Raw genomic sequence first — 25,571 nt, forward strand, 5'->3', positions numbered from 1 at the left:
CTTTGCTGTACCCTAATCCTCTAATAAAAAGCAAAATGGTCTTATATGAAACTACTGCCTGCACTAAAAATATCGTCATTGTTTTTCCTTGGTGTGTTGAGTACGCCCATTCTTTGGGCTGGAACGGTCATTCCAGCCTCAGATCCTAAACTGCAATATACGGGGCGGGTCGATTTCAGTAACCGCGAAGCACCACAACTTAGTTGGCCAGGCACCAGCATCGCTGCCAACTTTACCGGCCCATCGATCGCCGTGACACTGGACGATCAGCTTGGTAATAATTATTTCAATGTCTTTATTGACGATGACTATGCACACCCCCTGGTCATTCACGCTGAACAAGGGGAGCGGAAATATGTCGTCGCTACTAACTTAAAGAATGGTCAGCATAAGTTTCTGCTTACCAAGCGCACTGAAGGCGAAGATGGTGCCACTGCATTCAAGGGGCTTGAATTGGAAACGTCCGGGACGCTTCTGACGCCCTCTGCACGACCCACAAGACGTATCGAATTTTTTGGTGACTCAATTACCAGCGGGATGGGCAATGAGTCGCCTGAGGATGGACCAGACCATCTTGCTAAAGATAAAAATAATTTCATGGCCTATGACGCGATAACCGCGCGCAATTTAAACGCAGAGATGCACGTCACCTCGCAAAGCGGCATAGGATTGATGATCAGTTGGTTCCCGTTCACGATGCCGCAGTTTTACAATCAGTTAAATGCCGTGGGAAAAAATGACAGCCGTTGGGATTTTTCAAGCTGGACACCTGACGTGGTTGTTATCAATCTGTTCCAGAATGATGCGTGGATAATTGATCGTGAGCATCGCTTGCAGCCAGAACCCAATGACGAGCAACGGGTGCAGGCATATATTGATTTTGTGAAGACTATCCGCGCCACCTATCCGTCTGCTTACCTCGTCTGTGCGCTGGGCAGCATGGAAGCGGTAAAGCAGGGCTCGAAATGGCCGAGCTATATCAGTAGCGCTGTAGCCCGCCTCAAACAGGCTAATCCGGATGAAAAGATCGATACCTTATTCTTCGAATTTACTGGCTTTGCTGGCCATCCACGGGTGCAGCAGCACATCAGTAATGCCAACAAACTCACCGCATTTATCCGCGAAAAAATGCATTGGTAACCTGATTGCGCCCTTTGATCAGTCGTAAATAGAGTAAAAAAGACCAGGCATGGCACATGAAACTGTAGTGCTGCGAACGCCGGAAATTGTTCTTTAAGTGATATTATTGATCTTTTGTTACTTTAATGAATTTCGATAAGGAACAGTGTCCAAATATGTCTTCCATCTATCTCATCGAAGGTCCGGTTGGCGCGGGCAAATCGACCTTTGCCAAGTCGCTGGCAAACGAATTGAGAGGCACGCATATTGCACTCGACGAGTGGTTTTCCAGGCTGTTCAGCCCAGATCGCCCGGACGGAGACTTCATTCCCTGGTATTTGCAGCGTAAGGACAGGCTTTTGAATGTCATTTGGAATCATGCGCTAACCATGTCCAATGCCGGTCAGGTGCCTATACTTGAACTTGGACTGATACAGCGGCAAGCAAGGTACGAGCTCTATGCCAGGGCGCAAGAGGCAGGTGTCAAGCTTGAGTTATACATCCTGGATACAGCTTTGGAAGTTCGTCGGCAGCGAGTAAGGTTTCGTAACGAACGGCGTGGGGCGACATTTTCAATGGTGGTACCGGATCATATCTTTGAGCTGGCCAGCAACATGTGGGAAGCACCTGATCTTGACGAGATTAATGATTTTCATGCCACAGTCATCAAGACTGATGATTGAGATTGACCATATTGGTCGGCCACCACCATGCCCCGACCCAGGGGCGGAATTTTAACTTTTTAACATGATGATCTTATCAGGATTGGGTGCCAGGGCTTATTTGGCGTCTCATTTCCTCCGTTTTCTGATGGACCTTCCAGTCAGGTCCTTTATTGCTGAGATATCAAAAACAATATCGCAACCAAAAAATAAGTCATTGGATGGCTATGCCTGTTTCTTTTACACTATGCAGATAAGATAGGCCCGCTGAGTGTGCTCAAGCGCATTCGTAAGCAGGGTTCATAGCAGGGTACAGCAAATACTCAGGAGACCAGCATGACATTTAGCCGTAGATCGTTTTTGGGCAACGCAATTCAGCTTGCCATTATTGCCACAGCCGGACTGGGGGGCGTGTCTGCCATGGCAGCCAAACCTTTGGTCATGGGTTTTTCGCAAGTGGGTGCAGAGAGTGAATGGCGTACAGCCAATACCCTGTCCATCAAAGATGCGGCCAAAAAAGAAGGTGTCAACCTGAAATTTGCCGATGCCCAGCAAAAACAGGAAAACCAGGTCAAGGCAATCCGTTCCTTCATTGCCCAGAAAGTCGACGTGATTGCTTTCTCCCCAGTCGTTGAAACTGGCTGGGATACTGTATTACGCGAAGCTAAAGCTGCAAAAATACCGGTTATTTTGACTGACAGGGCTGTCAATGTCACTGATACTTCGCTGTATGTGACCTTCCTGGGTTCTGATTTCGTCGAAGAAGGCCGTCGTGCTGGTCGCTGGTTGCTGGAACGCGCCAAGAAAACCCCGGATCGCACACTGAATATCGTCGAACTTCAGGGGACTGTTGGGTCAGCGCCAGCGATAGACCGCAAGAATGGTTTCGAACAAGCGATAGCTGGCAATCCCAAACTGAAGATCATCCGTTCCCAGACGGGTGACTTTACCCGCGCCAAGGGTAAGGAAGTCATGGAAGCCTTCCTCAAATCCCAGGGGAAAAATATCAACGTGGTGTATGCGCATAATGACGACATGGCGATTGGTGCCATACAGGCGATAGAAGAAGCTGGACTCAAGCCTGGAACCGACATCATCATCATTTCGATTGATGGTGTGAAGGGTGCTTTTGAAGCCATGATCGCTGGTAAGCTCAATGTTACAGTGGAATGCAGCCCTCTGCTTGGGCCACAACTGATGCAGGTGGCGCGTGACGTGTTGGCGGGTAAACCTGTGCCGAAGCGGATTACAACAGAAGAAGGCGTATTCCCGGCTGAAGTCGCTGCCAAAGAATTCCCTAATCGCAAATACTGAAATCTGCAGGCCATCGCTGAAAATGGTATCGGGGAAGATATTTATGTCTTCTCCTGCCAATGGCATACTTTGCCTGCAATAACTGAACAGTACATTGCAGTATCCCAACCTGTAGATGATTATGAGCGTATCCGATAGCGGAGCATCCACCACGCCTGTGCTTGAATTGCGTGGCATAGACAAGAGTTTCCCTGGCGTAAAAGCGCTGAGTCAGGCTGGCTTACGCCTGTTTGCCGGCGAAGTACATACCCTGATGGGGCAGAATGGGGCAGGAAAATCCAGCCTGATTAAGGTGTTGACTGGTGTATATACACCAGATAGTGGCAGTATTTTGCTGGATGGCAAGGCCGTGCAGCCCCAATCCACGTCAGATGCACAAGATTTGGGTATCAGTACGGTTTATCAGGAAGTTAATCTCTGTACCAATCTGTCAGTCGCTGAAAATATTTTCATAGGCCGTTACCCCAGGCGTTTTGGTCGCATAGACTGGCGCACCATGCGTAGCCAGGCTACATCCATACTGGCACAATTACACATCGATATTGATGTGACGGTACCGTTGGCCCATTATTCTTTGGCAATACAACAAATGGTGGCGATATCGCGGGCTATCAGCGTGTCGGCCAGAGTGCTTATTCTGGATGAGCCTACTTCCAGTCTTGATGAAGCCGAAGTGCAGCTACTGTTCAGCGTATTGCATCGTCTGCGTGAACAGGGTATGGCTATCCTGTTCGTTACCCATTTCCTGGAACAGACCTATGCGATTTCTGATCGCATTACCGTGATGCGCAATGGCATGCTGGAAGGGGAATACCTGTGCAAGGATCTTTCGCGTCTGGCATTGGTGAACAAGATGATCGGTGCGCCCGACGAAGCTGAACAACTGCAGTCGAATACGGATGAAAAAAATGTTGCTGTTTCTGTCGATGCCCAACCAGCGATATTCCTGGAAGCGCATGGTCTGGGACGCAAGGGAGCCATTCTGCCCATGGATTTGAAGATTCATGCTGGTCAAATACTCGGTTTTTGTGGACTGCTTGGGGCTGGTCGTACCGAAGCTGCGCGCCTGTTGTTTGGTGCAGACAAGGCTGATAGTGGCCATATCCGTATCGACGGCAGGGATAGACATTTTTCATCTCCCAGAGATGCTATTGCTGCCGGTATTGCTTTTTGTTCTGAAGATCGCAAACACGAAGGCGCAATATTGTCTTTGTCAGTACGTGAAAACATGATGCTGGCTTTACAGGCACGGACTGGTATTTTGCGCGCCATTCCTATAAAAGAACAGCAGGCGCTGGCAATAGACTATGTGAAAAGTCTTGGCATCAAGACTGCCGACATTGACACTCCTATAGGCACACTTTCTGGCGGTAACCAGCAAAAGGTATTGCTGGCGCGCTGGCTGCTGACTACACCAGGTTTGCTGATACTGGATGAACCTACCCGTGGCATTGATGTGAAAGCCAAGCAGGAGATCATGGATTTTGTTTCAAGCCTGTGCCGCAAGGGCCTGGCAGTCTTGTTCATATCGTCTGAACTGCCGGAAGTCTTGCGTTGCAGTGATCGTATGCTGGTGCTGCGTGATCGCAAGATTTGCGGTGAGTATGCAAAAGGTGAACTGGACGAAACATCCGTTCTGGAAGTCATAGCAGGGGGCGCGTGATGAATATGCCACTAAAGGCAGATGCGCTTTCTGCATCTGGTCAGGCTGATGCAATACAGGCTTTGTCCATGAAAAACAGATTATCCATGTCCTTACATCATCCTTTATCCAGACCGATACTGGCCTTGCTGGTTCTGTGCATTATCGATTTGTTGTTGATCCCTGGTTTCTTTCATTTGAGGCTGCAGGGTGGCCATTTGTATGGCAGTGTGATTGATATCCTGAATCGTGCTGCGCCACTGATGTTGACAGCGGTGGGAATGACATTGGTGATCGCTACGCGCGGCATTGATATTTCTGTAGGTGCTGTGGTGGCGCTGTCCGGAACCGTCGCCGCCATGTTGATAGGTGGCACGCTGAGCATGAAAAACGGCACACCTGAATATGTCAGTAACACCCCCATGGTATGGGCATTGTGTGCTGCTTTGGGTGCCGCCTTGCTGTGCGGTGTGTGGAATGGTGCGCTAGTGGCCTTGCTGGGGCTGCAACCTATTGTGGCAACGCTGATATTGATGGTAGCTGGTCGCGGGCTGGCGCAGTTGCTGACAGACGGGCAAATCGTTACCGTGTATTACCAACCTTACTTTTTCATAGGCAGTGGCTATTTGTTCGGCTTGCCATTTTCTTTGACAATTGTTGCACTGGTGTTTTTGTTGACCGCGCTGATCATGCGCAAAACGGCACTGGGCTTGTTCATACAGACTATAGGCATTAACCCTGTGGCGGCCAGATTGGCTGGCATCAGAACCGCTGCCCTGATATTTTTCGTCTATGTATTCTGCAGCCTGTGCGCTGGTGTTGCCGGTCTGATGATCAGTGCCAATATCAAAAGTGCTGACGCAAATAATGCAGGGCTCTTGCTGGAACTCGATGCCATTCTGGCGGTGACCCTGGGCGGCACGTCGCTGAATGGAGGCAAGTTCAGCCTGATAGGCAGTGTGATCGGTGCACTCATCATACAGACCCTGACCTACACAATTTATGCCATGGGTGTGCCGCCAGAAGTGAATATGGTGGTCAAATCCATCGTCGTATTCATGGTTTGCCTGTCGCAATCAGCCGAATTTAAAGTCATTTGGCAGCGTGCCGTGGCACGTGTCAAACACCCATCCAAGCCTAAGACGACTTCCCCGACATGAATTCCTTTTTTCATACATTGCGCAAATTGACGCATGGCGCATATTTTATTTCCCTGGTGACGGTGGGCCTGTTGTTGTTGATGCTGGTGTTGGGGGGCATCGCTTATCCCGGCTTTTTGTCCTTGCAGGTGATCTGTAATTTACTCATCGATAATGCCTTTTTACTGGTGATCGCCATCGGCATGAGTTTTGTCATTTTGTCGGGCGGGATCGATTTGTCCGTCGGATCGGTATTGGCTCTGACCACCATGATCACGGCCTGGATGTTACAGATGTGGCACTGGCCGCCTTTGGTAGTGGTGCCGTTGGTGTTGGTGTTGGGTGGTTTATTTGGCGCCGCAATGGGGGCAATGATCCATTTCTTTAAGCTACAGGCTTTCATCGTTACCTTGGCTGGCATGTTCCTGGCACGTGGCTTATGTTATCTGATCAGTATCAACTCCATCACGATTGATGATCCGTGGTTTGTCAGCATGTCGCAAAGTCAGCTGGCGTTTCTTGATGTATTTGTCTCTCCTGGTGTGGTGATTGCTTTGCTGATGCTGGTTGTAGCCATTTATCTTGCGCATTACAGTGAATTTGGCCGTGCGGTCTATGCGATAGGTGGGAATGAACAGTCAGCCTTGATGATGGGCTTGCCGGTTGCCAAAACCAAGATCATGATTTATGCCTTTAGCGGATTTTGTGCAGCATTGGCCGGACTCTTGTTTTCATTTTACATGTTGTCTGGCTATGGTTTGCATGCGCAGGGAACGGAGTTAGACGCCATTGCAGCCGTGGTCATAGGTGGAACCTTGCTGACTGGTGGTGTTGGTTATGTAGCAGGCGCATTGACTGGTGTGCTGGTATTGGGAACCATACAAACCCTGATTGCCTTTGACGGTACCTTAAGTTCGTGGTGGACAAAAATCGTGATAGGCGGCTTGTTATTTGTTTTTTGCCTGGTGCAAAGGATTATGGCGATCAGCATTGCCAGAAAAGTATCGCCGTCAACAATGGCAAGTAAATCTTGATTCCACAGACGGGGGTGAAAAAAGCTTGCCCCTGTTACATAAACGCGACAAGTTGAAACAAAGCATACGACCTCATGAAATATCGATAAAATCGTTTGGGGCTTATTGGTACGCGGTTTAAGCATACCAAAGACCAAAATATGTGTCGGTAAGACCTAACGAATTCAATATTGATTACGGCATTGCTTATTTATGGATACACCCAATCCCAACTGGTTTTTACGCGCACGTCTGAAGACCAGGCAATTATTGTTGTTGATTGCGCTTGATGAGCACCGCAATATCCATCGCGCATCTGAAGCCTTGCACATGACGCAACCGGCGGCGTCCAAGCAATTGAAGGATCTGGAAGAAATGCTGGATGTGCAGTTGTTTGATCGCTTGCCACGCGGGATGGAACCGACCATCTTTGGTGAAACCATGATACGCCACGCGCGCATGGCCCTGACCAGTCTGGCGCTTGCGCATGATGATATTGTGGCTTTACGCTCTGGCCTGGTTGGTCAGGTTGAGGTGGGTGTCATCATGACACCGGGCATGGCCTTACTGCCCAAGGCAATTGCACGCATCAAGCAGCAGGCACCGTTGCTACGAATAGGTGTACATATGGAGCAAAGCAATATTTTGCTCGAACGACTACAACGCGGCACTCTGGATTTCATGATAGGCCGTATCCTTGATCAGGAAAATAGTTCCAGTCTGATCTATGAAGAACTGACCGAAGAGCCCGCCTGCGCCGTGGCACGCAACGGTCATCCACTGCTTGAACATCCGGATCTGCAATTGCAGGACATTAATACCTGTCCCTGGATATTGCCGTTGCAAGGCAGCGTCCTGCGTCATCGCTTTGACATGATGTTCAGGCGAGCTGGACTTGAACCTCCAGTCAACGTTGTGGATACAACGGCCTTGCTATTGATTACAGCGTTGTTGCAACAAACTGATACCCTGCATGTCATGCCTGTGGATGTCGCGCGTTATTATGCGTCCCTGAATGTATTGAGTATCTTGCCAATAGAATTGCCGTGCAAAATGGATGCTTTCGGTATAATCCGCCAGCGTGATCATTTACTGTCACCGGGCGCCGATTTGTTGTTGCGGGCAGTACGTACGGTAGCCACAGAATTGTATTGATCTGGCATACTCCATGCTTATCTGCAGTCATTACTGACGCTTACTTTTTCGACGTCCATGTCCATCATCTATTCCACACTTAATCATCAATTGCGGGTTCCCTTAGCTTCGGAAATCCATTCGCGCCCCTTTTTGAAATTGCAGGCACCAGAACGCATATCGCATTTTGCCGTCTATTCGGGGGCTGAAAGCAAGGCGGCTACTTCAATAGCACACGAACAACACGCCTTGCTGGCTGCATTGTGTGCCCATTTTGCCGTGGCTGCGCCAGCTGGAACTGCCAAATATTTTTATCACGACTTTGGGCGATTTCGCCTGAAGTGGGAATGCCATGCCGAATTTGCCACCTATACCTTTGCTGAAAGTTTGACGGAAGTACCTGGTCTGGGTGAGATGTTTGAGCATATGCCGGTCACCCAGTTGCCGGGTGAGTGGTTATTGCGTTTGCAGGGGAAAATGCTGGTGGCGGCACACGTTGTCTTGTGTCGCAGCAATGATAGTACAGAGCAATTTTCACGCGGCTTGACGCGTGTTTTTGAAGGCAATGTGCTGGCTGGCAGCCATGTCATGCAAGGTGGCGAATTGTGGTCGGATTTCGCCATCCAGGCAGACGGTTTCAGTCGCTTTGTGATCCGTGATATAGACATGCGTGCCATGCAGGCGGGGCGGTTAGTGCAGCGCATACTGGAAATCGAAACCTACCGCATGATGGCCTTGCTGGGATTGCCCTATGCGCAGCAGGCAGCAACATCTTTGAACTCCATAGAAAATGAGTTGGTTGCCTTGTCGGCCGCCATGGTCAGGGCAGGGGAGCATCGCAACGGAAAAGAGCCGGAACAGAATGGTGTATCAGTACATGATCTGCTGGACCAGATCATGCGGCTGGCTGCTCGTATAGAAAAACTGGCTCTGGATAATAGCTATCGTTTTTCTGCTTCACAAGCCTATTTCAGAATAGTCGAAGCACGCATAGAAGAATTACGCGAAGTCAGGATAGAGGGCATTCCAACCATAGAAGAATTCATGGAAAGAAGATTGACTCCAGCCATGAATACCTGTGTTGCCATGCTTAACCGGCAAGAAGCGCTGGCGCAAAGAATTGCGAATACCAATGATCTTTTGCGCACCCGTGTCGGGATAGTGCAGGAAGCACAAAACCGCCAGATCCTGCAATCCATGAATGCCCGCGCTGCACAGCAATTGCGTTTGCAACAGGCGGTAGAGGGTTTGTCGGTCGCTGCAATTTCATATTATGTGACCGGATTATTTGCCTATGTCGGCAAAGCCATCAAACAGACAGGTGTCAATCTGAATACGGACCTGTTTACTGGAATCATGGTGCCACTGGTGGTGGGAGTGGTCTGGCTGAGTCTGCGACATATGCATAAAAAGATGCATTCCCATTAAAATGCCTTGTCGAAAGCGGGTCAGGCAATCAGCCTGCCTGCCGTGTTCCTGGTTTTGTTATCTCCCTTGATATCAACCTCGATATCTGTCGCTCAAAAAAAATCATTAGTCAAATTTCCTGCAAGCCCTAAGCTGGCAGGAAGCGAAAAATGCAGCATGAAGACTGCAGATGCGCGAATCAGGACAAGTCTGATGACGGTGATATCAGCGGTAAAAAATACCACTCTTCAAACTTCTCCTGCCATATAACGACAAAAGGAGATTATCTTGTTTCAATTCCTGGCTGCCATCTGCCTGATGGTTTGTAGTATCACTGCGTCGGCATTTACTCTCTCTGGTGTGCAAAATGCACATGACCCTGGGACTATCACCAAAGACGGCAATACCTATTTTAATTTTACGACTGGTACCGGTATCTGGTATTCAACATCTACAGATTTGACGACGTGGCAGGCTGGTCCCAAGCCAGTGTTCACGACGTACCCGGCATGGATAGCCAACAAAGTCCCCAATTTTAGCGGCTCGTTTTGGGCACCTGATGTCATACACATGAATGGAAATTACTATCTCTACTATTCTGTATCAACTTTTGGTACATCGGTGTCAGCGATAGGTGTAGCTCGTTCGGCTTCGCTGACAAATCCGAACTGGACTGATCTTGGTATCGTCGTTGAATCCTTTGGCGGTGCTGGCGAAATCAATGCGATTGATCCAGCAGTATTCAGGGACCATGACGGTAAAGTTTATATGTCATATGGTTCTTTTTTTGGTGGCATAGGTGTAGCCGAAATCAACCAGAGTAGTGGCAAGCTGGCAGGTAATGTGACTTCTATACTGGGCGGTGGTGGCAAGGATATGGAAGCGCCGTATATTACCCGGGATGGAGATTTCTACTACCTGTTCGTGAACCGTGGCAAATGCTGTCAGGGGGTCAACAGCACTTATTACATCGAAGTACAAAGGGCAACCAGCGTCACTGGGCCATACACCGGAACCAGAACCATATTGCCCAATGTCGATGGTAAATATAAAGGCCCTGGGCATATCGGTGTCTTGAAACAGGATGGCTGCAACTATGTTTCTACCCATTATTATGATTTGACAGATAACGGCAATCCCAAGCTTGATATACTGAAAATGACTTACAGCGGTGGCTGGCCCGTGATGACCCGAAATTTCACCAGTATCACTAGTTGTGGTGGTGTCAGTGATGGCTTGTATACGCTGAAATCCCGATTGAGCGGAAAAGTCATGGCAGTCGCCGGTGCATCTGGCAACAATGGCGCATTGGTACAGCAGCAAACCTATGCATCAGGCAAACATCAGCAATGGTATGTGATAGGACATGGTGATACTTACTATAGTCTGATCAATGCCAATAGTTTGCTAAGTCTGGATAACTTTAATAATTCCACAACTGCCGGTACCAATATTGCGCAGTGGGGATATTGGGCGGGCAAGGGGCAAAAATGGAATCTCACCGGTAACGGTGCTGGCTACTATGTGATCAAAAATTCATTGAGCAGCCTGGTGCTGGATGTATTGAATGTCAGCACAGCAGAAAATGCCCAGATCATACAGTGGAATCCTACTGGTGCTACTAATCAGCAGTGGGCTTTGAGCAAACCTTAACATTAAGTCCTTGCCATCTTTAAAAAAAACCAAAGACCGGATATAGGTCTTTGGTTTTTTTGTATCAAACGTGATGTGAAAAGAAATTTCGTCAAATTGGTAAAGCCTGGTAAAGGCATTGTTCGAAAATGCAAGGGATTGTTACGAGACCATGTTTTTGCGCTTGCTGCGTCAACAAACAACAGGTTGTCGCGTTAACTGAACATATTACTTTTTTTCGGAGCACATCATGCGTAAGCTTACTATCCTGACCTCAGTCGCCCTCATTTTCTCGATGGCAGGATGTGCGGTGCAGCGTTATCCTGATCACACCCAAAACCAATATCCAACACAATATCCGACCCAGTATCCGGCATATGGGCAAAATCAGGCACCTTATCCGAATCAATATCAAAATGTGTATGTTGATACTGCTGTTATCGTCGGCATACGTGAAGTCAATGTCGGCAGTGGCGGTTCTTCTGGTGCCGGTGCAGCGGTAGGCGCGCTGATTGGCGGTGTGTTGGGGCATCAGGTCGGTAAAGGCAGTGGCCGCGATTTAGCCACGATAGGCGGTGCGATTGCTGGTGGTGTAGTCGGAAATGAAATGGAGCGTTCGTCAACACCTAAAAACAAGCTGGAACTGACAGTACGTCTGCAAAATGGTGAGCAGCGTACCATGCTGGTGGAACCGAATAATTACTACCGTACAGGTGACAGAATCCGGGTGACTTTCCAGAACGGACAATTGGTGCCTGCACCTTGAGCCCAGCTACGACGTTGGTTTTTAGGTAATGCACTGATTGCTTTAAATCCATGCCGCCTTGAGTAATTTCCCCGGAGAGATATTCTTTGCCGGGCCTGACTCAGCTTTTGCCCTGCAGCATAGGTAACCGGATGTGAGCATACAGGCTACAATATCGCCTGATAACAAATTTGCTCAATCCGGGAATACTTCATGTCGAAACCTATGCTCAGTGTGGCTGAGGCGCTGGAATTTTTATTGTCCGCTGTCCGCCCGATTCAGGAAACGGAGACGGTCACTACACTGTCTGCCAATGGCCGCGTGTTGGCGCTGCCCCAGACTTCCCTGCTGAATGTGCCACCGCTGGATAATACTCAGATGGATGGCTATGCTGTGCGCGCTGCTGATTGTATCAATGCGGAAACACGCCTGCGCGTCAGTCAGCGTATCCCTGCCGGTTATATTGGCGACGCGCTGGAAGCGGGTACAGCTGCACGCATATTTACCGGCGCTATCATCCCGGCAGGCGCCGATGCCGTCATCATGCAAGAGCAATGTGTGGCTGACGGTGAATTTGTGACCATTAAGCATCAGCCTAAAGCGGGCGAATGGATACGCAGGCAAGGTGAAGATATCGCTGCCGGGGCCACTATTTTGACTGCGGGAACCCGGCTGAGGGCGCAGGAACTGGGCTTGGTTGCATCGGTCGGGCTGGCACAATTGCCTGTATTACGCCGCCCCAGAGTGGCCGTGTTTTTTACCGGTGATGAACTGGCCATGCCAGGTGACCCCTTGAAGCCGGGGGCGATTTATAACTCCAACCGTTTTACCCTCACAGCACTATTGCAAGACCTGGGCTGCGATGTCACCGATTATGGCATCGTGCCGGACAAACTGGACGCCACTCGTTCCACATTGCGTTTAGCCAGTCAGGAACATGATGTCATCATCACTTCAGGCGGTGTGTCTGTCGGTGAAGAAGACCATGTCAGACCGGCTGTCGAGGCAGAAGGTCGCTTGAATATGTGGCAGATCGCCATCAAACCCGGCAAGCCGCTGGCATTTGGCGAAGTGGGCAAGGCATTCTTTATTGGCCTTCCTGGCAATCCGGTATCCAGTTTCGTGACCTTTCTGTTATTCGTGCGTCCTTTCCTGTTGCGCATGCAGGGTGTGCAAAACGTCAGCCCGCAGGCATATTCTGTACGTGCTGATTTCGATTGGCTGAAACCTGACCGCCGCAACGAATTTTTACGCGCCCGCATGAATGCAGAAGGAGGACTGGATTTGTTTGCCAATCAGGGTTCTGCCGTTCTGACTTCAACGGTATGGGGTGATGGATTAATCGACCTTGCACCAGGTCAAGGCATACGCTCTGGTGATATGGTTAACTATATTCCTTTCAGCAGCCTGATGGGTTAAGCTTTTTCGGGTTTATTATGCATATTCAATTACGATTTTTTGCCAGCGTGCGCGAGAAACTGGGTTTGTCTTCACAGCAGGTTGACGTACCGCCAGAAGTGCAGACCGTGGGCGATGTCCGGCAATGGCTGATACAGCGTGGCGACGTTTGGGCAGAGGTGCTGGCACCTGGTCGTGCTTTACGCATGGCCTTCAACCAGCAAATGTGTGAACCTGATCAACGTGTCAGCGAAGGGGCAGAGGTTGCTTTTTTTCCACCCGTGACCGGGGGCTGACAAATGACAATACGCGTACAAGCAGACGACTTTGATTTGAATGCCGAGATGGCACAAATGCGTCATGGCAAGCCAGCCATCGGTGCTCTGGTCAGTTTTGTCGGTGTCGTGCGTGACATGAATGAGGGACAGCCTGTTCAAGCCATGGAGCTTGAACATTATCCTGGCATGACGGAAAAATCGCTGGAGCAAATCGTTCAACAGGCACAGCAACGCTGGGAATTGATGGACGTACTGGTCATCCACAGGGTGGGGCCGCTGATGCCACTGGACCAGATTGTTTTGGTGATCGTAGCGTCACGCCATCGTGGCGAGGCTTTTGCCGCTTGTGAATTCATCATGGATTACCTTAAAACCCAGGCACCTTTCTGGAAGAAAGAACAGACACCCGAAGGTGCACGTTGGGTAGATGCCAGGGAAACCGACGACCAGGCTCTACAAAAATGGACGCAAGGAACTGCAACGCTTATAGGAGACAAGGTATGACATGGCTGGGGACATTGGCGGTAGGGCTGGGGGCTGCTTTTGGTGCCTGGTTGCGCTGGGTTCTAGGTTTATGGCTGAATGCCACCTATCCCTTATTGCCATTGGGCACACTGGTAGCCAATCTTGGCGGTGGTTACATTATCGGTTTTTGCGTCGCATTTTTTTCTGCCTATCCACAGTTGTCGCCTGAGTGGCGCCTTTTTCTGGTGACAGGTTTTCTCGGCGGCTTGACTACTTTTTCCACATTTTCAGCCGAAGCCATGAGCTTGTTGCATCGTGGCGACTATGGCTGGGCACTCATGCATAGCGGAGTGCACCTGATCGGTTCCATTATTTGCTGTTTTGCTGGTTTTGCTACTTACCGCGCATTGTTTGCATAGGACCTGTTGGTGGACTCACTTAGTCAGCGTCAGCTCAGCGCCAGATGTGTTGAATAAGCAGTTTGCTGGGCAACATATTGATGTATTGCACCAGACGTGGTTTAAGCCCCCGGTTGGGGCGACTACCATGTGGCAATAACTGGTTCCATATCACCAAATCACCAGCCTTACCCCCAATTGGCATGGAGCCAAGCGCATGCAAGTCCTGTTCACGTGGGTCGGCATCAGCCGGCAGGCTGGACAGCCACGTATCCAGCCTGTGATGAAAGCCGGGTACCAGCGTCAGTGCGCCTTGTTCTGGCGGTGTATCAGTCAAATACAAAATCCCCTGTGTGGCAAATGGAACGGGTTGATACAGGCTCACATCCCAATGCAAGTCTGGCCCGCGAAAGCTGTGTCCTGGCCTGTCTGGAACATTGAAGCCGCAGCGGTCAGTGCTGACCCATAGATCTGTTGTCTGCCACAATTGCGTAAATGCTTTATGAATACGTAACGAGTGACGGTTGGTATCAAATGCCGGAGACTGAAATAACTGCACCATGATGTTTGCATGTTCGCCGTGATACCAGGATTCAACATCATCTTCCCTGGCGTTCAAGGTATCCCAGATCACTTGTGCTGCGGCAGCACTATCTTGGGTAGACACGGCTTCTCGTAATATCACAAAACCCTGTTCATCCCAATGTTGCAAATCGTCCTTGGACAGCACATCCGGCATGCTGGCCAGTTGCTCTTGCCACGCCGAGATGCCCACAGGTATAGCAGATTGATGGGTCAGGGCGTTAATGCGTGCCATGTTGTCTGCCAAAGGCATGCCTGCAGTGGCTATCAGCCATGCTTCGAAGTGGGCAAAATCAGGTGTTTCGTTCAGGATGAACTGCGTAACCTGTTCCAAACCCACGCCCAAGGCGTGGAGCATCAGCCGGTCCGTGTGAAAGTTCGTGTCATGGTCGATTTTTTCTCCCCGACGTGCAGCCATCATGCGTGACCAGTAATCTTTCAGATGTGGCACCCCGATGCGAACTGTAGCATCCGGGTAGTTTGGATTTGTACTGGTGTCGGACAGGGGCATGGCGAATACTGGTAAAAAAAGAAATATGATCGCAAACCATGAAACAAATAGCAAATTGATGTCATCAGGGCCGTTGTGGGTATAATCAACCTAATCTAGACAAACTTACATCTTTAACCTATGACTGCTGATACTTTTCCCTTATTTCCAAGCTTGGAACCAAACCGCAGCGGCATGCTGAAGGTGGACGATACCCACACACTGTATTGGGAAGAAAGTGGCAATCCGCAAGGTCAGCCAGTGCTGTTTTTGCATGGCGGCCCTGGTGCAGGCACTTCGCCCAATCACCGGCGGTTTTTTGATCCTGCGCATTACCGCATCGTGCTGTTTGATCAGCGTGGCGCTGGCAAATCGCTGCCATTGGGCGAATACCGTGACAATACGACGCCCTTGCTGGTCAGTGACATAGAAAAAATCCGTGTCATGCTGGGGATAGAGCAATGGCTGATCTTTGGCGGCTCCTGGGGCTCGACACTGGCGCTGGCCTACGGTGAGGCGCATCCTGAACGCTGTCTGGGTTTTGTACTCAGGGGTATATTCCTGTGCACCAAGGCTGAAGTGGAATGGTTTGTGAATGGCATGAAATTTTTCTTCCCGGAGGTGCATCAGCGTTTTGCTGAAGCGATGCCGGAAGAGGAACGCCACGATTTGCTGAAAGCTTATACGAAACGCCTGTTTTCCGATGATCCGGTGGTCTATATCGAGGCTGCCCGTAACTGGAGTCGCTATGAAGGCTCATGTATTTTCCTTAAACCGCAGCCTGACACTATTGCCGATTTTGAATCAGATGCCATGTGCATCGGTCTGGGCAGGCTGGAAGCGCATTACATGCTGAATGCTGCTTTCATGCGTGAAGATCAACTGATACAAGACATTGAGTGCATACGCCATCTACCGGCAGTCATCGTGCAGGGGCGTTATGATGTGGTATGCCCACCAGTCAGCGCCTATCGCCTGCATCAGGCATGGCCAGAAGCCAGCCTGCAGATGATTGCTGATGCAGGGCATTCAGGCTCGGAGCCTGGCATTGCTGAGGCGCTGGTGCGCGCAACCGAGCAATTCAGACAAACAGGCAGCTTTGATTAGGACTCACTTCATCAATTGAGCAGGCGTGGCGGCGCATCTTCGGGAATGCTGCTACTGCTGTTGCCGAGCATTTCCAGCGTAAATCCCCAGTCGGCTTTTTCTACGGCATCCTGAAACAGCTTGCAAAAGCCATGCAATAGCCGACGCCCCATAGCTATTTCAAAATTTTTTCCGCCAGCAATCATGAATTCCATGCGAAAGGCGGCAGTGGCATGCACGTGAAACTTGATGTCGTCCGGCAGTAAAGGCAGGTCGCCCAAAGGCCAGCCTTCGGCCTCGCTGGTGAAAGGCGCATCAAAATTGCCGCCGTCTTTCATTTCGGCGACGGAAGCTTCATGTTCCATCTGTACCATTTCTGCACTGGCATGGGCCGCCCCTGGCTTGCCCAGTTTTACCTGTTTGGCCATTGCTTCCAGTAGAGTGGGCCAGAATTGCATGGTCAGCCTGCGTGTGAATAACAGGTGAATCTCCTGTCTGGCACTGGACGATTTTTCTGAAAACGAAAACTTGACCAGCAGCCTGTCCTGATCTGGCAGATAACTCATTTGTAACTGTTGTAAATCCATGGTTTTCTTTTGATGTAACGCAAACAACTTTGCATCTATTTTTAATATTCTTGAAATTGGCTTTGCCGCCCCAAATTGTGACACTAATTAATTCTTCAGGAGAGAGTCATGCGGCTCGACAAATTAACAACGAAATTGCAAGAAGCCCTCGCTGACGCGCAAAGCCAGGCAGTCGGCAATGATAACCAATACATAGAGCCAGTGCACGTATTGTTGGCATTAATCAACCAGGATGACGGCAGTAGCCGTTCCCTGTTGCAAAGGGCGGGCGTGAATGTGACTGCCCTTGGCAATGCCTTGAAATCGGCCCTGGACCGGTTGCCCAAGGTATCTGGCACTGACGGTCAGGTGCAGGCTGGTCGTGAACTGGTAGGCTTGCTGAATCTGGCAGATAAAGAATCCCAGAAACGCGGCGACCAGTTCCTGGCAAGTGAAATGGTCTTGCTGGCCCTGACAGAGGATAAATCTGAAGCAGGCAAGCTGGCAAGGGAAAACGGTTTGACACGCAAGGCGCTGGAACAGGCAATCGCCGCCGTACGCGGTGGTGGTAATGTTGATAGCCAGGACGCCGAAGGCCAGCGTGAAGCCCTGAAAAAATATACGCTGGACCTGACCGAGCGCGCCCGTTTGGGCAAGCTTGACCCTGTGATCGGGCGTGATGATGAAATCCGTCGTGCCATCCAGGTCTTGCAGCGTCGCAGCAAGAATAATCCGGTACTGATTGGTGAGCCCGGTGTCGGTAAAACGGCCATTGTTGAAGGTCTGGCGCAGCGCATCGTCAATGGTGAAGTGCCAGACAGCCTGAAATCCAAACGCGTCTTGTCACTGGATATGGCTGCTTTGCTGGCAGGTGCCAAATACCGTGGTGAATTTGAAGAACGCCTGAAAGCCGTCCTGAAAGAAATTGCCATGGATGAAGGCCAGACTATCGTCTTTATCGATGAATTGCACACCATGGTCGGTGCAGGCAAGGCAGAAGGTGCGATGGATGCTGGCAATATGCTGAAACCGGCTTTGGCTCGTGGTGAACTGCATTGTGTGGGTGCCACAACTCTGGATGAATACCGCAAGTACATAGAAAAAGACGCCGCGCTGGAACGCCGCTTCCAGAAAATCATCGTGGATGAACCCAGTGTTGAAGCGACGATAGCGATTCTGCGTGGCTTGCAGGAAAAATACGAAGTCCATCATGGTGTGGACATTACTGATCCGGCTATTGTTGCTGCTGCAGAACTGTCACACCGCTATATCACGGACCGCTTCTTGCCGGACAAGGCGATCGATCTGATTGATGAGGCTGCGGCCAAGATCAAGATAGAAATCGACTCCAAACCGGAAGTCATGGATAAGCTTGACCGTCGCCTGATACAACTGAAGATAGAAAAAGAAGCCGTCAAGCGTGAGAAAGATGAAGGCTCGAAAAAACGTCTGGTATTGATCGAAGAAGAAATCGACAAGCTGGCCCGTGAATACGCTGATCTGGAAGAAGTCTGGAAGGCAGAAAAAGCCGTCGTGCAGGGCAGCACCCATATCAAGGAAGAGATAGAAAAAATTCGCCTGCAAATGGATGATGCGAGACGCAAAGGTGACTGGCAAACCATGTCAGAGCTGCAGTATGGCCGTTTGCCAGAACTCGAAGCTCAACTGAAGCAGGCTGACACCCAGGCAGATAAAAATCAGCAAGACCACGGCAAGATGAAATTACTCCGTACCCAGGTTGGTGCCGAAGAAATTGCAGAGATTGTGTCGCGGGCAACCGGTATCCCTGTATCTCGCATGATGCAGGGCGAGCGCGAAAAACTCTTGCAAATGGAAGACGCATTGCACCAGCGCGTGGTTGGTCAGCATGAAGCTATTGTTGCTGTATCTGACGCGATTCGCCGTTCACGGGCGGGTCTGGGTGACCCTGGCCGTCCGTATGGTTCCTTTCTGTTCCTGGGACCTACTGGTGTGGGTAAAACCGAATTATGCAAGGCCCTGGCTGGCTTTATGTTCGATACGGAAGAATCACTGATCCGTATCGACATGAGTGAATTCATGGAAAAACATTCGGTAGCCCGCCTCATCGGTGCGCCACCGGGCTATGTTGGCTATGAAGAAGGCGGTTACCTGACAGAAGCTGTGCGTCGCAAACCGTATAGCGTCATTTTGCTGGATGAGGTGGAAAAAGCGCATCACGATGTCTTCAATGTCTTGTTGCAGGTACTGGATGATGGCCGCATGACCGATGGGCAAGGGCGCACCGTAGATTTTAAAAACACGGTGATTGTCATGACATCCAACCTTGGCTCGCATCAGATACAGGCCATGGAAGGTAGTGATCCTGAAGTGATCAAGATGGCTGTCATGGGCGAGGTGAAAACCCATTTCCGTCCAGAATTCATCAATCGTATTGATGAGATTGTGGTGTTCCATGCACTGGATGCCAAAAACATTGGTGCAATTGCAAGGATACAGTTGAAAACACTGGAGCAACGTCTGCAGCAAATGGACATGGGCTTGCAAGTCAGCGAGGCCGCTTTACAAAAAATTGCCGAAGCTGGTTTCGATCCTGTGTACGGCGCAAGACCATTGAAACGGGCAATACAGCAGGAAATAGAGAACATCTTGTCGAAATTGATATTGCAAGGCAAATTCGGACCCAAGGATGTGATTGCTATTGATGCCAAAGACCATGAATTGGTGTTCACCAAAGCCAATGCATGATTGAATCGAAAAGTTTGAACTTTGCGACCAGTTCCTGGTCTATCTGATTGTAGGAAGCAAGTTGGGGCAGCATGCGAATGCTGCCCGTTTTTTATTTCTGGCGAAAAAAACTGCTTGGTGATTCGCCAAATGTTTTCTTGAACATGGCAGAGAAGGCTGACTGACTGGCATAGCCCAGTTCAGCCGCCACTTGCGACAAAGGTAACCCGCTGCTGATTAGTGGTGATGCTTTTGATAAGCGCATTTGCTGCCGCCAGGCGGTGAAGGACATATCCAGTTCCTGTTCGAACAGACGCGATAGCGTGCGTGATGATGCTCCCACCTGCGTTGCATAGTCTTCCAGCGTGAGACCAGATGCCGGGTCCGCCAGCAATATTTCACACAAGCTTTTCAGGCGTTTGTCGCGTGGCATGGGCAGACGTATGGGCAAATGCTTGGCCGTTTGCAACTCATCGGTGATGACGGCAGCAAGATGGTTTTCACGTGGGCCAGCGTCATCTATCTGCTCCATGGCAGCAATCAATTCACGCAGCAACGACGATACCTCCAGTACCAGACAATTATCACCTTTGAAAGGCAGATGATCTGCATGAAAATTCAGCAAACGCAATTGTGAAGGTTCAATAATCCTGACTTCATGTTCCACACCTACCGGTATCCAGATAGCCCTTAATGGCGGTACGAACCAGGTATTGTCATTGGCCAGGATTTGCATCATGCCTTGTGGGGTATAAGTCAGTTGACCCCATTCGTGGTGATGCATGCGTATCACTTCTTCCGTCGGCAGGTTGCGCGCTACCAGACGCACTGGTCGTGCCGCAGTGGGGCGCTTGTCGGGCGACTGCGGGCGGGTATCGGTCAGGATTTCTACTGCCATATTAAAATTATCATCTAATTAATATTATTGAATTGTCGTAAATTCGACAAAGTTTGTCCATCTATCTTAAATCAGACTGCCAGATTTTGCATACACTCTTTCCGTCAGGCGCTGCAATGCGCCAATTCAATAGCGAAAGGACTCGGTATGACTACAGCAGTAAGCCCGCCAGTGAATCTCAGACAGGACGCCATGGTGATCAGCCTGGTGGGCCTGGCACATGGTATTTCCCACTTTTTCCATATGATACTGGCCCCCTTGTTCCCCTGGATTAAGGATGCTTTTAGCCTGAGTTATGCAGAACTTGGTCTGTTGATGACGGTATTTTTTGTCATTTCCGGTATAGGTCAGGCTTTGTCGGGTTTCATTGTCGACAAATTGGGGGCGAGGGCGGTCTTGTTCTTTGGTATTAGCTGCCTGGGCTTTGCCGCCCTGATACTGTCGTCTGCCCAAAATTACTCGATGCTACTGGCCGGTTCCATGCTGGCTGGTGTTGGAAATGCCGTTTTTCATCCATCGGATTACACCTTGTTGAACAAAAAGGTTTCCACTGCGCGCCTGGGATATGCATTTTCTGTGCATGGTATATCAGGCAATCTGGGGTGGGCGACGGCACCGGTGTTTTTGGTGACAATAGCTGGCTTGACAACCTGGCGCACTGCGCTGTTTTGTGCAGCCTTCTTGCCGTTTGTTGTGTTGGCTATTTTGTTTGTCTATCGTGACTTGCTGCACACCGAGCCAGCACATCATCACAATGCGCAAAATGCAGGCGTAAAAGCCTCGGGTGGCACCACGGATTTCTTGCGCATACCGGCTGTATGGATGTGTTTTGGATTTTTCTTCATGACTGCAATGGCATTGGGAGGCATACAAAGTTTTTCTTCTTCCGGTCTGCGCGATATGTACGGCATGAAATTGAGTGAAGCGACCACTGCCTATACTGGGTATATGCTGGCATCAGCCGCAGGCATGCTGTGGGGTGGTTTTCTGGCAGCAAAAACGTCGCAACATGACAGGACGATTACCCTGGCGTTCAGTTCTGCCGGGATATTCTCCCTGATATTAGCCAGCGGTGTGGTGAATACACCTATCGCCATTGTGTTGATGGCAGCGATAGGCTTTGGATCGGGCGTTGCCGGTCCATCACGTGATTTGCTGATACGGGCAGCAGCACCCAAGAATGCGACAGGTCGCGTGTATGGCGTTGTTTATTCTGGCCTGGATTCTGGTCTGGCTGTGGCTCCTCTGATTTTTGGTGCCATCATGGATGCCCATCATCCTTCCTGGATTTTTGTCTGCATAGGTGCGTTCCAGGTGTTAGCAATATTGACGGCCGTCAATGTCGGAACCAAGACGCGTGCATTGGCGGTTTAGGTTTTGCTGGTTAGAATAAGGTCTTATTCTAACCAAGTCCAACCGAGGGAAAATCATGAGCTTTGCGACCTGTGATATCTGTGATGCCAATGAGGGTAAGATTGCCACCAATGAACTGTCTGTGCTTCCACCCATCTTCTTGCGTTTTGGTAATGCTGTCAAATTCAGCGGGCAAGCCGTGACGCTGAAAGTCTTTGAAGATAACGTGATGGTCAGGTCAACGCTGGAAACACCGGGAAATGGCCAGGTTCTGGTCATCGATGGTGGTGGCAGTTTCCGTTGTGCCCTGGTCGGCGGCAACCTGGCTGCATTGGCCGAAAAAAATGGCTGGTCCGGCATTATCGTACATGGCTGCATCCGTGATGTGGATGAGATTAACCAGTGCAATATCGGTGTGCGGGCGGTGGCATCCATGCCTTTGCGCAGCGCCAAACACGGTGGTGGAATGAAAAATTTGTTGATCAATATCGCTGGTGTTGCGATTCATCCGGGTGACTGGATTTATGCGGATATAGATGGTGTACTGGTAGCCAGGCATGCATTGGTCTGAATTCATAGGACTTACGCAAAACCGCCCCAGCTGCGTTGCAGCTCCTTGCTGGGACGATTTTGCGTAAGTCCTATTTCAGTATCATTAGTCGATCATGGGCGAAGGCAGGAAATGCATGGTCACACAGATGGCTATGCGTTTATTTTTGTTGGAACCTTATCCTATGGTATAAGTCTGACTAGTGCCATTTCCTTTTACCTGCCTATGTTTCCTCGCTTATTTTCACCGCTGTTTTCATCACTGTCGTTAGCGGTTGCCGCGCTATTCTTCGCCGCGCCATTGCAGGCGCAGGATAAAGTCTCTGTTCCATCAACTGCTGGCAAGCTGGAAGCTGATCCTTTTCCGGCTAAAAAAATCTATCAGATGACGCCACAAGAGGTCGACAAGTACCTGGCTTTTCTGCATGTCAGTGTGCCAGACTTGCGCCAGAGAATTGCGATCATCGCCAGAAAAAATATCGGTCAGCCATATCGCCTGAATTTGCTGGGTGAATTCCCTTTCGAGTTGCACGACAATTTGCCCATGTACAGCCTGACGCATAGCGATTGCCTGGTGTTTGTTGAACATACCTATGCCATGGCTTTAAGTCGTTCCTGGGAAGAGTTTTTCTGGATATTGCAACGCATACGTTATAAGGATGGCCTGATTGGCGTAGCTACACGTAATCATTACACAGAGGTGGACTGGAACATCAATAATGCCTGGTTGCTCAAGGATGTTTCTGGCAACCTGCTGCCAGGGCTGGCGAGTACCTACGATATCAGCGTGGACAGAGCAAAGTTCCTCAGGGAACAGCACCATACAGTCACCAACATCCCAGTACAGATTAGCCATGAAGCCTATGTGAAAACGGCACAGGTGAATGCGGTATTGCCGCAGTTGCAGAATGGTGATTTTGTCAATGTTGTATCCGATAAAGATGGTTATCAATCCATCACCCATGTTGGTCTGGTAGTGGTTGACGCTGATGGCAAGCGAAATTTCCTGAATTCGGCTGAGCCGCAAGTCAGGGAAGAAAGTTTTGATACCTTCATCAATCGCACCCACGAGCGTACCAGGACCAGCAAGCTTGCCAATCCAAGAAAACTGCTGGGCTTTAAATTCTTGCGTCTGCGCGATGATATCGTCATCCCGGCATCGGTAAGTTTGCCCAAGCCCGCGACCATGGGTGGGTGACAGGTGGGGGATAGGGGCGTAGGCCCCTGTCAGTGCTTCTTACGCAAGGCCGTAAAGCTGACAGGTTCCCATTCACGCATCGCCATTAATAAACCTGTGCCACGTCGTTTCTTCAAGGGGCTGGTCAGGCTTTCTGTATGCAGTTCTGCAAAACTCTGTTTCAACTGACGCAGTTCGGCATGAAATTTCTGCATTGCCGCCTCAGTCAGCATGCCATGTAGAAAATACATGGACTCATTTTCCTGATGAAATGAAGCTTTCAGAAAGTCCGGCATACCACTTTCGCGAAAATACTCACGTATGGGGCCGTGGACCAGCCAGTCAAAGTCACGGGCGACATTCAATCGTATGCGGTTGCCTGGTAAGACGCTGATCAGTTGTAACTTGTCCAACCTTAACAGCTTGCTCAGGCATTCGGTTTCGCTGATCTGATACACCCGCAAGATATCTTCAAATTGCCAGTGGTTGATGGCACATACCGCGACCAGCAAGAGTTTGCTGTCGGATACCAGTTCTTTTTCCTGAGCCACACTCAGAGTATGGATGCGTGCATTGCTGGCATTGGCTTCCTGCGTGATTTCCATCAGGCTGAAACCCAGAAAATGGCATAGCTGTGCCAACCTCTCTATGCTCATATTGGCCCCATTCTCGACGCTGAGCAGGCGTTTGATGCTGGCCTCGGATAAGTCCAGCGCCAGCGCTACATCCTTGTAGGTTTTGCCTTGCTGTTTAAGCTGGAACTTGATGCTGTTCAGAATTTGCCGGATTTCGGTCATGTTCGTCCTTATCCCGAATAGATGATGATGGTCGCGGAAAACAATACTTTTCCTATTATAGTCTGCTACTTATTTGTAAAGAGTTTCATTTTGTTCGCCTTCTGAGCAAGATCGCTACTTTAAGACAAAAGAACAGGTGAAACGAATGAGTACTCTGTCGGCGCGTGAATCGCACAAATCTACATTGCTCGCTGCCACACCCTCGGCGATTGCTGCACTGGCCGCAGTCGCCATGCTGATACATGGGCCTGTTTTGCAATTCGCGCATTATCATGAATTTGCTGATCAATCGGTATGGATGGGTATTACACATGCGGTGGATGTGTTGTCGAATATCGGTTTCGCCCTGGTTGCGGTAGTTGGCGTAGTAGTGCTTGCCGAAAAATCCGGACGGGGTAATGGTGGTGCAGGTTTTCCTGCATATTGCGTGTTCGTGGGGGCCTTAATGGCGACGACCATCGGCTCCAGCTATTATCATCTGGCCCCCGATGATATCCGCCTGTTTTGGGATCGTCTGCCGATAGCAATAGCCTGTTGCAGCTTGCTGGCGGCAGTGAGGGCGGACAATCTGCCAGGCATGGATGTCAGGCGTGCTTTGATTGAACTGACGGTTCTCTTGCTGGCCGGCCTTTCTTCAGTATTGTGGTGGCAGTATTCAGGTGATTTGCGTCCATATTTGCTGATACAGGTACTGACTTTGATATTGATACCTGTATGGCAGGCCATATGGCGCAGTACACGCCAGACCAGGTTGTTGTTTGGCTGTGCCATGCTGTTATATGTATTCGCAAAAATAACCGAGTTGCTGGATGCTGAAATACTGCATGCCTTGCACATCGTCAGCGGCCACAGTCTCAAGCATTTGCTGGCAGCCGCAGCCGCTGGTTTGATCGTGCTTGACTTGCGACCGCAAAGATCGGGCATGATGTTCTTGCAGAGGAGGATACAAAAAATTGAGGGATTCAGGCAATCTGCCTCATAATTACAGTCGAAGATTGGCAGTTTCATTTTTAAACCAACC

At 49.9% G+C, this 25,571-nt stretch carries 24 protein-coding genes; 20 read left to right on the forward strand and 4 right to left on the reverse strand.

What is annotated here, in order from left to right:
- Nucleotides 1-45 precede the first annotated feature (45 nt).
- From AC1RVX_RS16445 to crcB, 14 genes are all read left to right on the forward strand, one after another.
- Complete coding sequence (locus tag AC1RVX_RS16445; RefSeq protein ID WP_493217679.1) at nucleotides 46-1,140, forward strand: SGNH/GDSL hydrolase family protein; 1,095 nt, start codon at nucleotides 46-48, stop codon at nucleotides 1,138-1,140.
- A 155-nt stretch (nucleotides 1,141-1,295) separates the two neighbouring features.
- Complete coding sequence (locus AC1RVX_RS16450) at nucleotides 1,296-1,802, forward strand: P-loop nucleotide/nucleoside kinase family protein (RefSeq protein WP_493217680.1); 507 nt, start codon at nucleotides 1,296-1,298, stop codon at nucleotides 1,800-1,802.
- A 315-nt stretch (nucleotides 1,803-2,117) separates the two neighbouring features.
- Nucleotides 2,118-3,095, forward strand: coding sequence for an ABC transporter substrate-binding protein (locus AC1RVX_RS16455; protein ID WP_493217681.1), 978 nt, complete (start codon nucleotides 2,118-2,120; stop codon nucleotides 3,093-3,095).
- A gap of 115 nt (nucleotides 3,096-3,210) precedes the next feature.
- Nucleotides 3,211-4,758 carry a sugar ABC transporter ATP-binding protein gene (locus tag AC1RVX_RS16460; RefSeq protein WP_493217682.1) on the forward strand — a complete coding sequence of 516 codons (1,548 nt, stop codon included), beginning with the start codon at nucleotides 3,211-3,213 and terminating at the stop codon, nucleotides 4,756-4,758.
- 86 nt (nucleotides 4,759-4,844) lie between these two features.
- Entirely contained in the window at nucleotides 4,845-5,897 is a 1,053-nt protein-coding gene (locus AC1RVX_RS16465) for an ABC transporter permease (RefSeq protein ID WP_493217947.1), read from the forward strand.
- Entirely contained in the window at nucleotides 5,894-6,910 is a 1,017-nt protein-coding gene (gene yjfF, locus AC1RVX_RS16470; RefSeq protein ID WP_493217683.1) for a galactofuranose ABC transporter, permease protein YjfF, read from the forward strand. Before AC1RVX_RS16465 ends, yjfF begins: the two co-directional genes overlap by 4 nt.
- A gap of 192 nt (nucleotides 6,911-7,102) precedes the next feature.
- Entirely contained in the window at nucleotides 7,103-8,044 is a 942-nt protein-coding gene (locus tag AC1RVX_RS16475; protein WP_493217684.1) for a LysR family transcriptional regulator, read from the forward strand.
- Between the two features lie 57 nt (nucleotides 8,045-8,101).
- Entirely contained in the window at nucleotides 8,102-9,451 is a 1,350-nt protein-coding gene (locus AC1RVX_RS16480) for a DUF3422 family protein (RefSeq protein ID WP_493217685.1), read from the forward strand.
- Nucleotides 9,452-9,718: 267 nt separating this feature from the next.
- Nucleotides 9,719-11,083 carry a family 43 glycosylhydrolase gene (locus AC1RVX_RS16485; RefSeq protein WP_493217686.1) on the forward strand — a complete coding sequence of 455 codons (1,365 nt, stop codon included), beginning with the start codon at nucleotides 9,719-9,721 and terminating at the stop codon, nucleotides 11,081-11,083.
- A gap of 229 nt (nucleotides 11,084-11,312) precedes the next feature.
- On the forward strand, nucleotides 11,313-11,828 hold the full coding sequence (locus tag AC1RVX_RS16490) for an outer membrane lipoprotein (protein WP_493217687.1): 516 nt from the start codon (nucleotides 11,313-11,315) through the stop codon (nucleotides 11,826-11,828).
- A 204-nt stretch (nucleotides 11,829-12,032) separates the two neighbouring features.
- A complete protein-coding gene (locus AC1RVX_RS16495; RefSeq protein WP_493217948.1) occupies nucleotides 12,033-13,226 on the forward strand; it encodes a molybdopterin molybdotransferase MoeA in 1,194 nt (397 codons plus the stop codon).
- 17 nt (nucleotides 13,227-13,243) lie between these two features.
- Entirely contained in the window at nucleotides 13,244-13,501 is a 258-nt protein-coding gene (gene moaD / locus AC1RVX_RS16500; RefSeq protein ID WP_493217688.1) for a molybdopterin converting factor subunit 1, read from the forward strand.
- Between the two features lie 3 nt (nucleotides 13,502-13,504).
- The gene (gene moaE / locus AC1RVX_RS16505; RefSeq protein WP_493217689.1) at nucleotides 13,505-13,987 is read left to right on the forward strand and encodes a molybdopterin synthase catalytic subunit MoaE; all 483 of its coding nucleotides are present in this window, start codon (nucleotides 13,505-13,507) and stop codon (nucleotides 13,985-13,987) included.
- Nucleotides 13,984-14,367: a fluoride efflux transporter CrcB gene (gene crcB / locus AC1RVX_RS16510; RefSeq protein WP_493217690.1), complete on the forward strand. Its 384-nt coding sequence runs from the start codon at nucleotides 13,984-13,986 to the stop codon at nucleotides 14,365-14,367. The genes moaE and crcB overlap by 4 nt, the downstream gene beginning before the upstream one ends.
- A gap of 34 nt (nucleotides 14,368-14,401) precedes the next feature.
- On the opposite strand, the gene AC1RVX_RS16515 is transcribed toward crcB, so the two are convergent.
- Nucleotides 14,402-15,439 (reverse strand): phytanoyl-CoA dioxygenase family protein, encoded by a 1,038-nt coding sequence (locus AC1RVX_RS16515; protein WP_493217691.1) that lies wholly within the window; start codon nucleotides 15,437-15,439, stop codon nucleotides 14,402-14,404.
- A 120-nt stretch (nucleotides 15,440-15,559) separates the two neighbouring features.
- On the opposite strand from AC1RVX_RS16515, the gene pip reads away from it, so the two are divergent.
- Nucleotides 15,560-16,525, forward strand: a complete 966-nt coding sequence (gene pip / locus AC1RVX_RS16520; protein WP_493217692.1) for a prolyl aminopeptidase — start codon at nucleotides 15,560-15,562, stop codon at nucleotides 16,523-16,525.
- Nucleotides 16,526-16,536: 11 nt separating this feature from the next.
- On the opposite strand, the gene AC1RVX_RS16525 is transcribed toward pip, so the two are convergent.
- Nucleotides 16,537-17,091, reverse strand: a complete 555-nt coding sequence (locus AC1RVX_RS16525; RefSeq protein WP_493217693.1) for a hypothetical protein — start codon at nucleotides 17,089-17,091, stop codon at nucleotides 16,537-16,539.
- Nucleotides 17,092-17,199: 108 nt separating this feature from the next.
- On the opposite strand from AC1RVX_RS16525, the gene clpB reads away from it, so the two are divergent.
- Nucleotides 17,200-19,797 carry an ATP-dependent chaperone ClpB gene (gene clpB, locus AC1RVX_RS16530; RefSeq protein ID WP_493217694.1) on the forward strand — a complete coding sequence of 866 codons (2,598 nt, stop codon included), beginning with the start codon at nucleotides 17,200-17,202 and terminating at the stop codon, nucleotides 19,795-19,797.
- 91 nt (nucleotides 19,798-19,888) lie between these two features.
- Here the strand turns inward: clpB and AC1RVX_RS16535 are convergent, their stop codons facing one another.
- Nucleotides 19,889-20,674, reverse strand: a complete 786-nt coding sequence (locus AC1RVX_RS16535) for an AraC family transcriptional regulator (protein WP_493217695.1) — start codon at nucleotides 20,672-20,674, stop codon at nucleotides 19,889-19,891.
- 147 nt (nucleotides 20,675-20,821) lie between these two features.
- Here AC1RVX_RS16535 and AC1RVX_RS16540 point away from each other — a divergent pair, with 147 nt between their 5' ends.
- The 3 genes from AC1RVX_RS16540 (at nucleotide 20,822) to AC1RVX_RS16550 (ending at nucleotide 23,774) form a co-directional block, all read left to right on the forward strand.
- Nucleotides 20,822-22,048, forward strand: a complete 1,227-nt coding sequence (locus AC1RVX_RS16540) for an MFS transporter (protein ID WP_493217696.1) — start codon at nucleotides 20,822-20,824, stop codon at nucleotides 22,046-22,048.
- A gap of 55 nt (nucleotides 22,049-22,103) precedes the next feature.
- Nucleotides 22,104-22,598, forward strand: coding sequence for a ribonuclease E activity regulator RraA (gene rraA / locus AC1RVX_RS16545; RefSeq protein ID WP_493217697.1), 495 nt, complete (start codon nucleotides 22,104-22,106; stop codon nucleotides 22,596-22,598).
- Nucleotides 22,599-22,709: 111 nt separating this feature from the next.
- Nucleotides 22,710-23,774, forward strand: a complete 1,065-nt coding sequence (locus tag AC1RVX_RS16550) for an N-acetylmuramoyl-L-alanine amidase-like domain-containing protein (protein WP_493217698.1) — start codon at nucleotides 22,710-22,712, stop codon at nucleotides 23,772-23,774.
- Between the two features lie 29 nt (nucleotides 23,775-23,803).
- Here the strand turns inward: AC1RVX_RS16550 and AC1RVX_RS16555 are convergent, their stop codons facing one another.
- On the reverse strand, nucleotides 23,804-24,550 hold the full coding sequence (locus tag AC1RVX_RS16555) for a transcriptional regulator (RefSeq protein WP_493217699.1): 747 nt from the start codon (nucleotides 24,548-24,550) through the stop codon (nucleotides 23,804-23,806).
- A gap of 145 nt (nucleotides 24,551-24,695) precedes the next feature.
- Between AC1RVX_RS16555 and AC1RVX_RS16560 the strand changes: the two genes are divergently transcribed.
- Nucleotides 24,696-25,532 carry a hypothetical protein gene (locus AC1RVX_RS16560; protein WP_493217700.1) on the forward strand — a complete coding sequence of 279 codons (837 nt, stop codon included), beginning with the start codon at nucleotides 24,696-24,698 and terminating at the stop codon, nucleotides 25,530-25,532.
- Nucleotides 25,533-25,571 lie beyond the last annotated feature (39 nt).

This window comes from Undibacterium sp. GW821-FHT11B02, assembly GCF_058808955.1.

Bases quoted from the DNA above. Each gene is read 5' to 3' on its own strand.
- AC1RVX_RS16445 (WP_493217679.1), top strand. From the start codon at position 46: ATGAAACTACTGCCTGCACTAAAAATATCGTCATTGTTTTTCCTTGGT.
- AC1RVX_RS16450 (WP_493217680.1), top strand. From the start codon at position 1,296: ATGTCTTCCATCTATCTCATCGAAGGTCCGGTTGGCGCGGGCAAATCG.
- AC1RVX_RS16455 (WP_493217681.1), top strand. From the start codon at position 2,118: ATGACATTTAGCCGTAGATCGTTTTTGGGCAACGCAATTCAGCTTGCC.
- AC1RVX_RS16460 (WP_493217682.1), top strand. From the start codon at position 3,211: ATGATTATGAGCGTATCCGATAGCGGAGCATCCACCACGCCTGTGCTT.
- AC1RVX_RS16465 (WP_493217947.1), top strand. From the start codon at position 4,845: ATGTCCTTACATCATCCTTTATCCAGACCGATACTGGCCTTGCTGGTT.
- yjfF (WP_493217683.1), top strand. From the start codon at position 5,894: ATGAATTCCTTTTTTCATACATTGCGCAAATTGACGCATGGCGCATAT.
- AC1RVX_RS16475 (WP_493217684.1), top strand. From the start codon at position 7,103: ATGGATACACCCAATCCCAACTGGTTTTTACGCGCACGTCTGAAGACC.
- AC1RVX_RS16480 (WP_493217685.1), top strand. From the start codon at position 8,102: ATGTCCATCATCTATTCCACACTTAATCATCAATTGCGGGTTCCCTTA.
- AC1RVX_RS16490 (WP_493217687.1), top strand. From the start codon at position 11,313: ATGCGTAAGCTTACTATCCTGACCTCAGTCGCCCTCATTTTCTCGATG.
- AC1RVX_RS16495 (WP_493217948.1), top strand. From the start codon at position 12,033: ATGCTCAGTGTGGCTGAGGCGCTGGAATTTTTATTGTCCGCTGTCCGC.
- moaD (WP_493217688.1), top strand. From the start codon at position 13,244: ATGCATATTCAATTACGATTTTTTGCCAGCGTGCGCGAGAAACTGGGT.
- moaE (WP_493217689.1), top strand. From the start codon at position 13,505: ATGACAATACGCGTACAAGCAGACGACTTTGATTTGAATGCCGAGATG.
- crcB (WP_493217690.1), top strand. From the start codon at position 13,984: ATGACATGGCTGGGGACATTGGCGGTAGGGCTGGGGGCTGCTTTTGGT.
- AC1RVX_RS16515 (WP_493217691.1), bottom strand. From the start codon at position 15,439: ATGCCCCTGTCCGACACCAGTACAAATCCAAACTACCCGGATGCTACA.
- pip (WP_493217692.1), top strand. From the start codon at position 15,560: ATGACTGCTGATACTTTTCCCTTATTTCCAAGCTTGGAACCAAACCGC.
- AC1RVX_RS16525 (WP_493217693.1), bottom strand. From the start codon at position 17,091: ATGGATTTACAACAGTTACAAATGAGTTATCTGCCAGATCAGGACAGG.
- clpB (WP_493217694.1), top strand. From the start codon at position 17,200: ATGCGGCTCGACAAATTAACAACGAAATTGCAAGAAGCCCTCGCTGAC.
- AC1RVX_RS16535 (WP_493217695.1), bottom strand. From the start codon at position 20,674: ATGGCAGTAGAAATCCTGACCGATACCCGCCCGCAGTCGCCCGACAAG.
- AC1RVX_RS16540 (WP_493217696.1), top strand. From the start codon at position 20,822: ATGACTACAGCAGTAAGCCCGCCAGTGAATCTCAGACAGGACGCCATG.
- rraA (WP_493217697.1), top strand. From the start codon at position 22,104: ATGAGCTTTGCGACCTGTGATATCTGTGATGCCAATGAGGGTAAGATT.
- AC1RVX_RS16550 (WP_493217698.1), top strand. From the start codon at position 22,710: ATGCATGGTCACACAGATGGCTATGCGTTTATTTTTGTTGGAACCTTA.
- AC1RVX_RS16555 (WP_493217699.1), bottom strand. From the start codon at position 24,550: ATGACCGAAATCCGGCAAATTCTGAACAGCATCAAGTTCCAGCTTAAA.
- AC1RVX_RS16560 (WP_493217700.1), top strand. From the start codon at position 24,696: ATGAGTACTCTGTCGGCGCGTGAATCGCACAAATCTACATTGCTCGCT.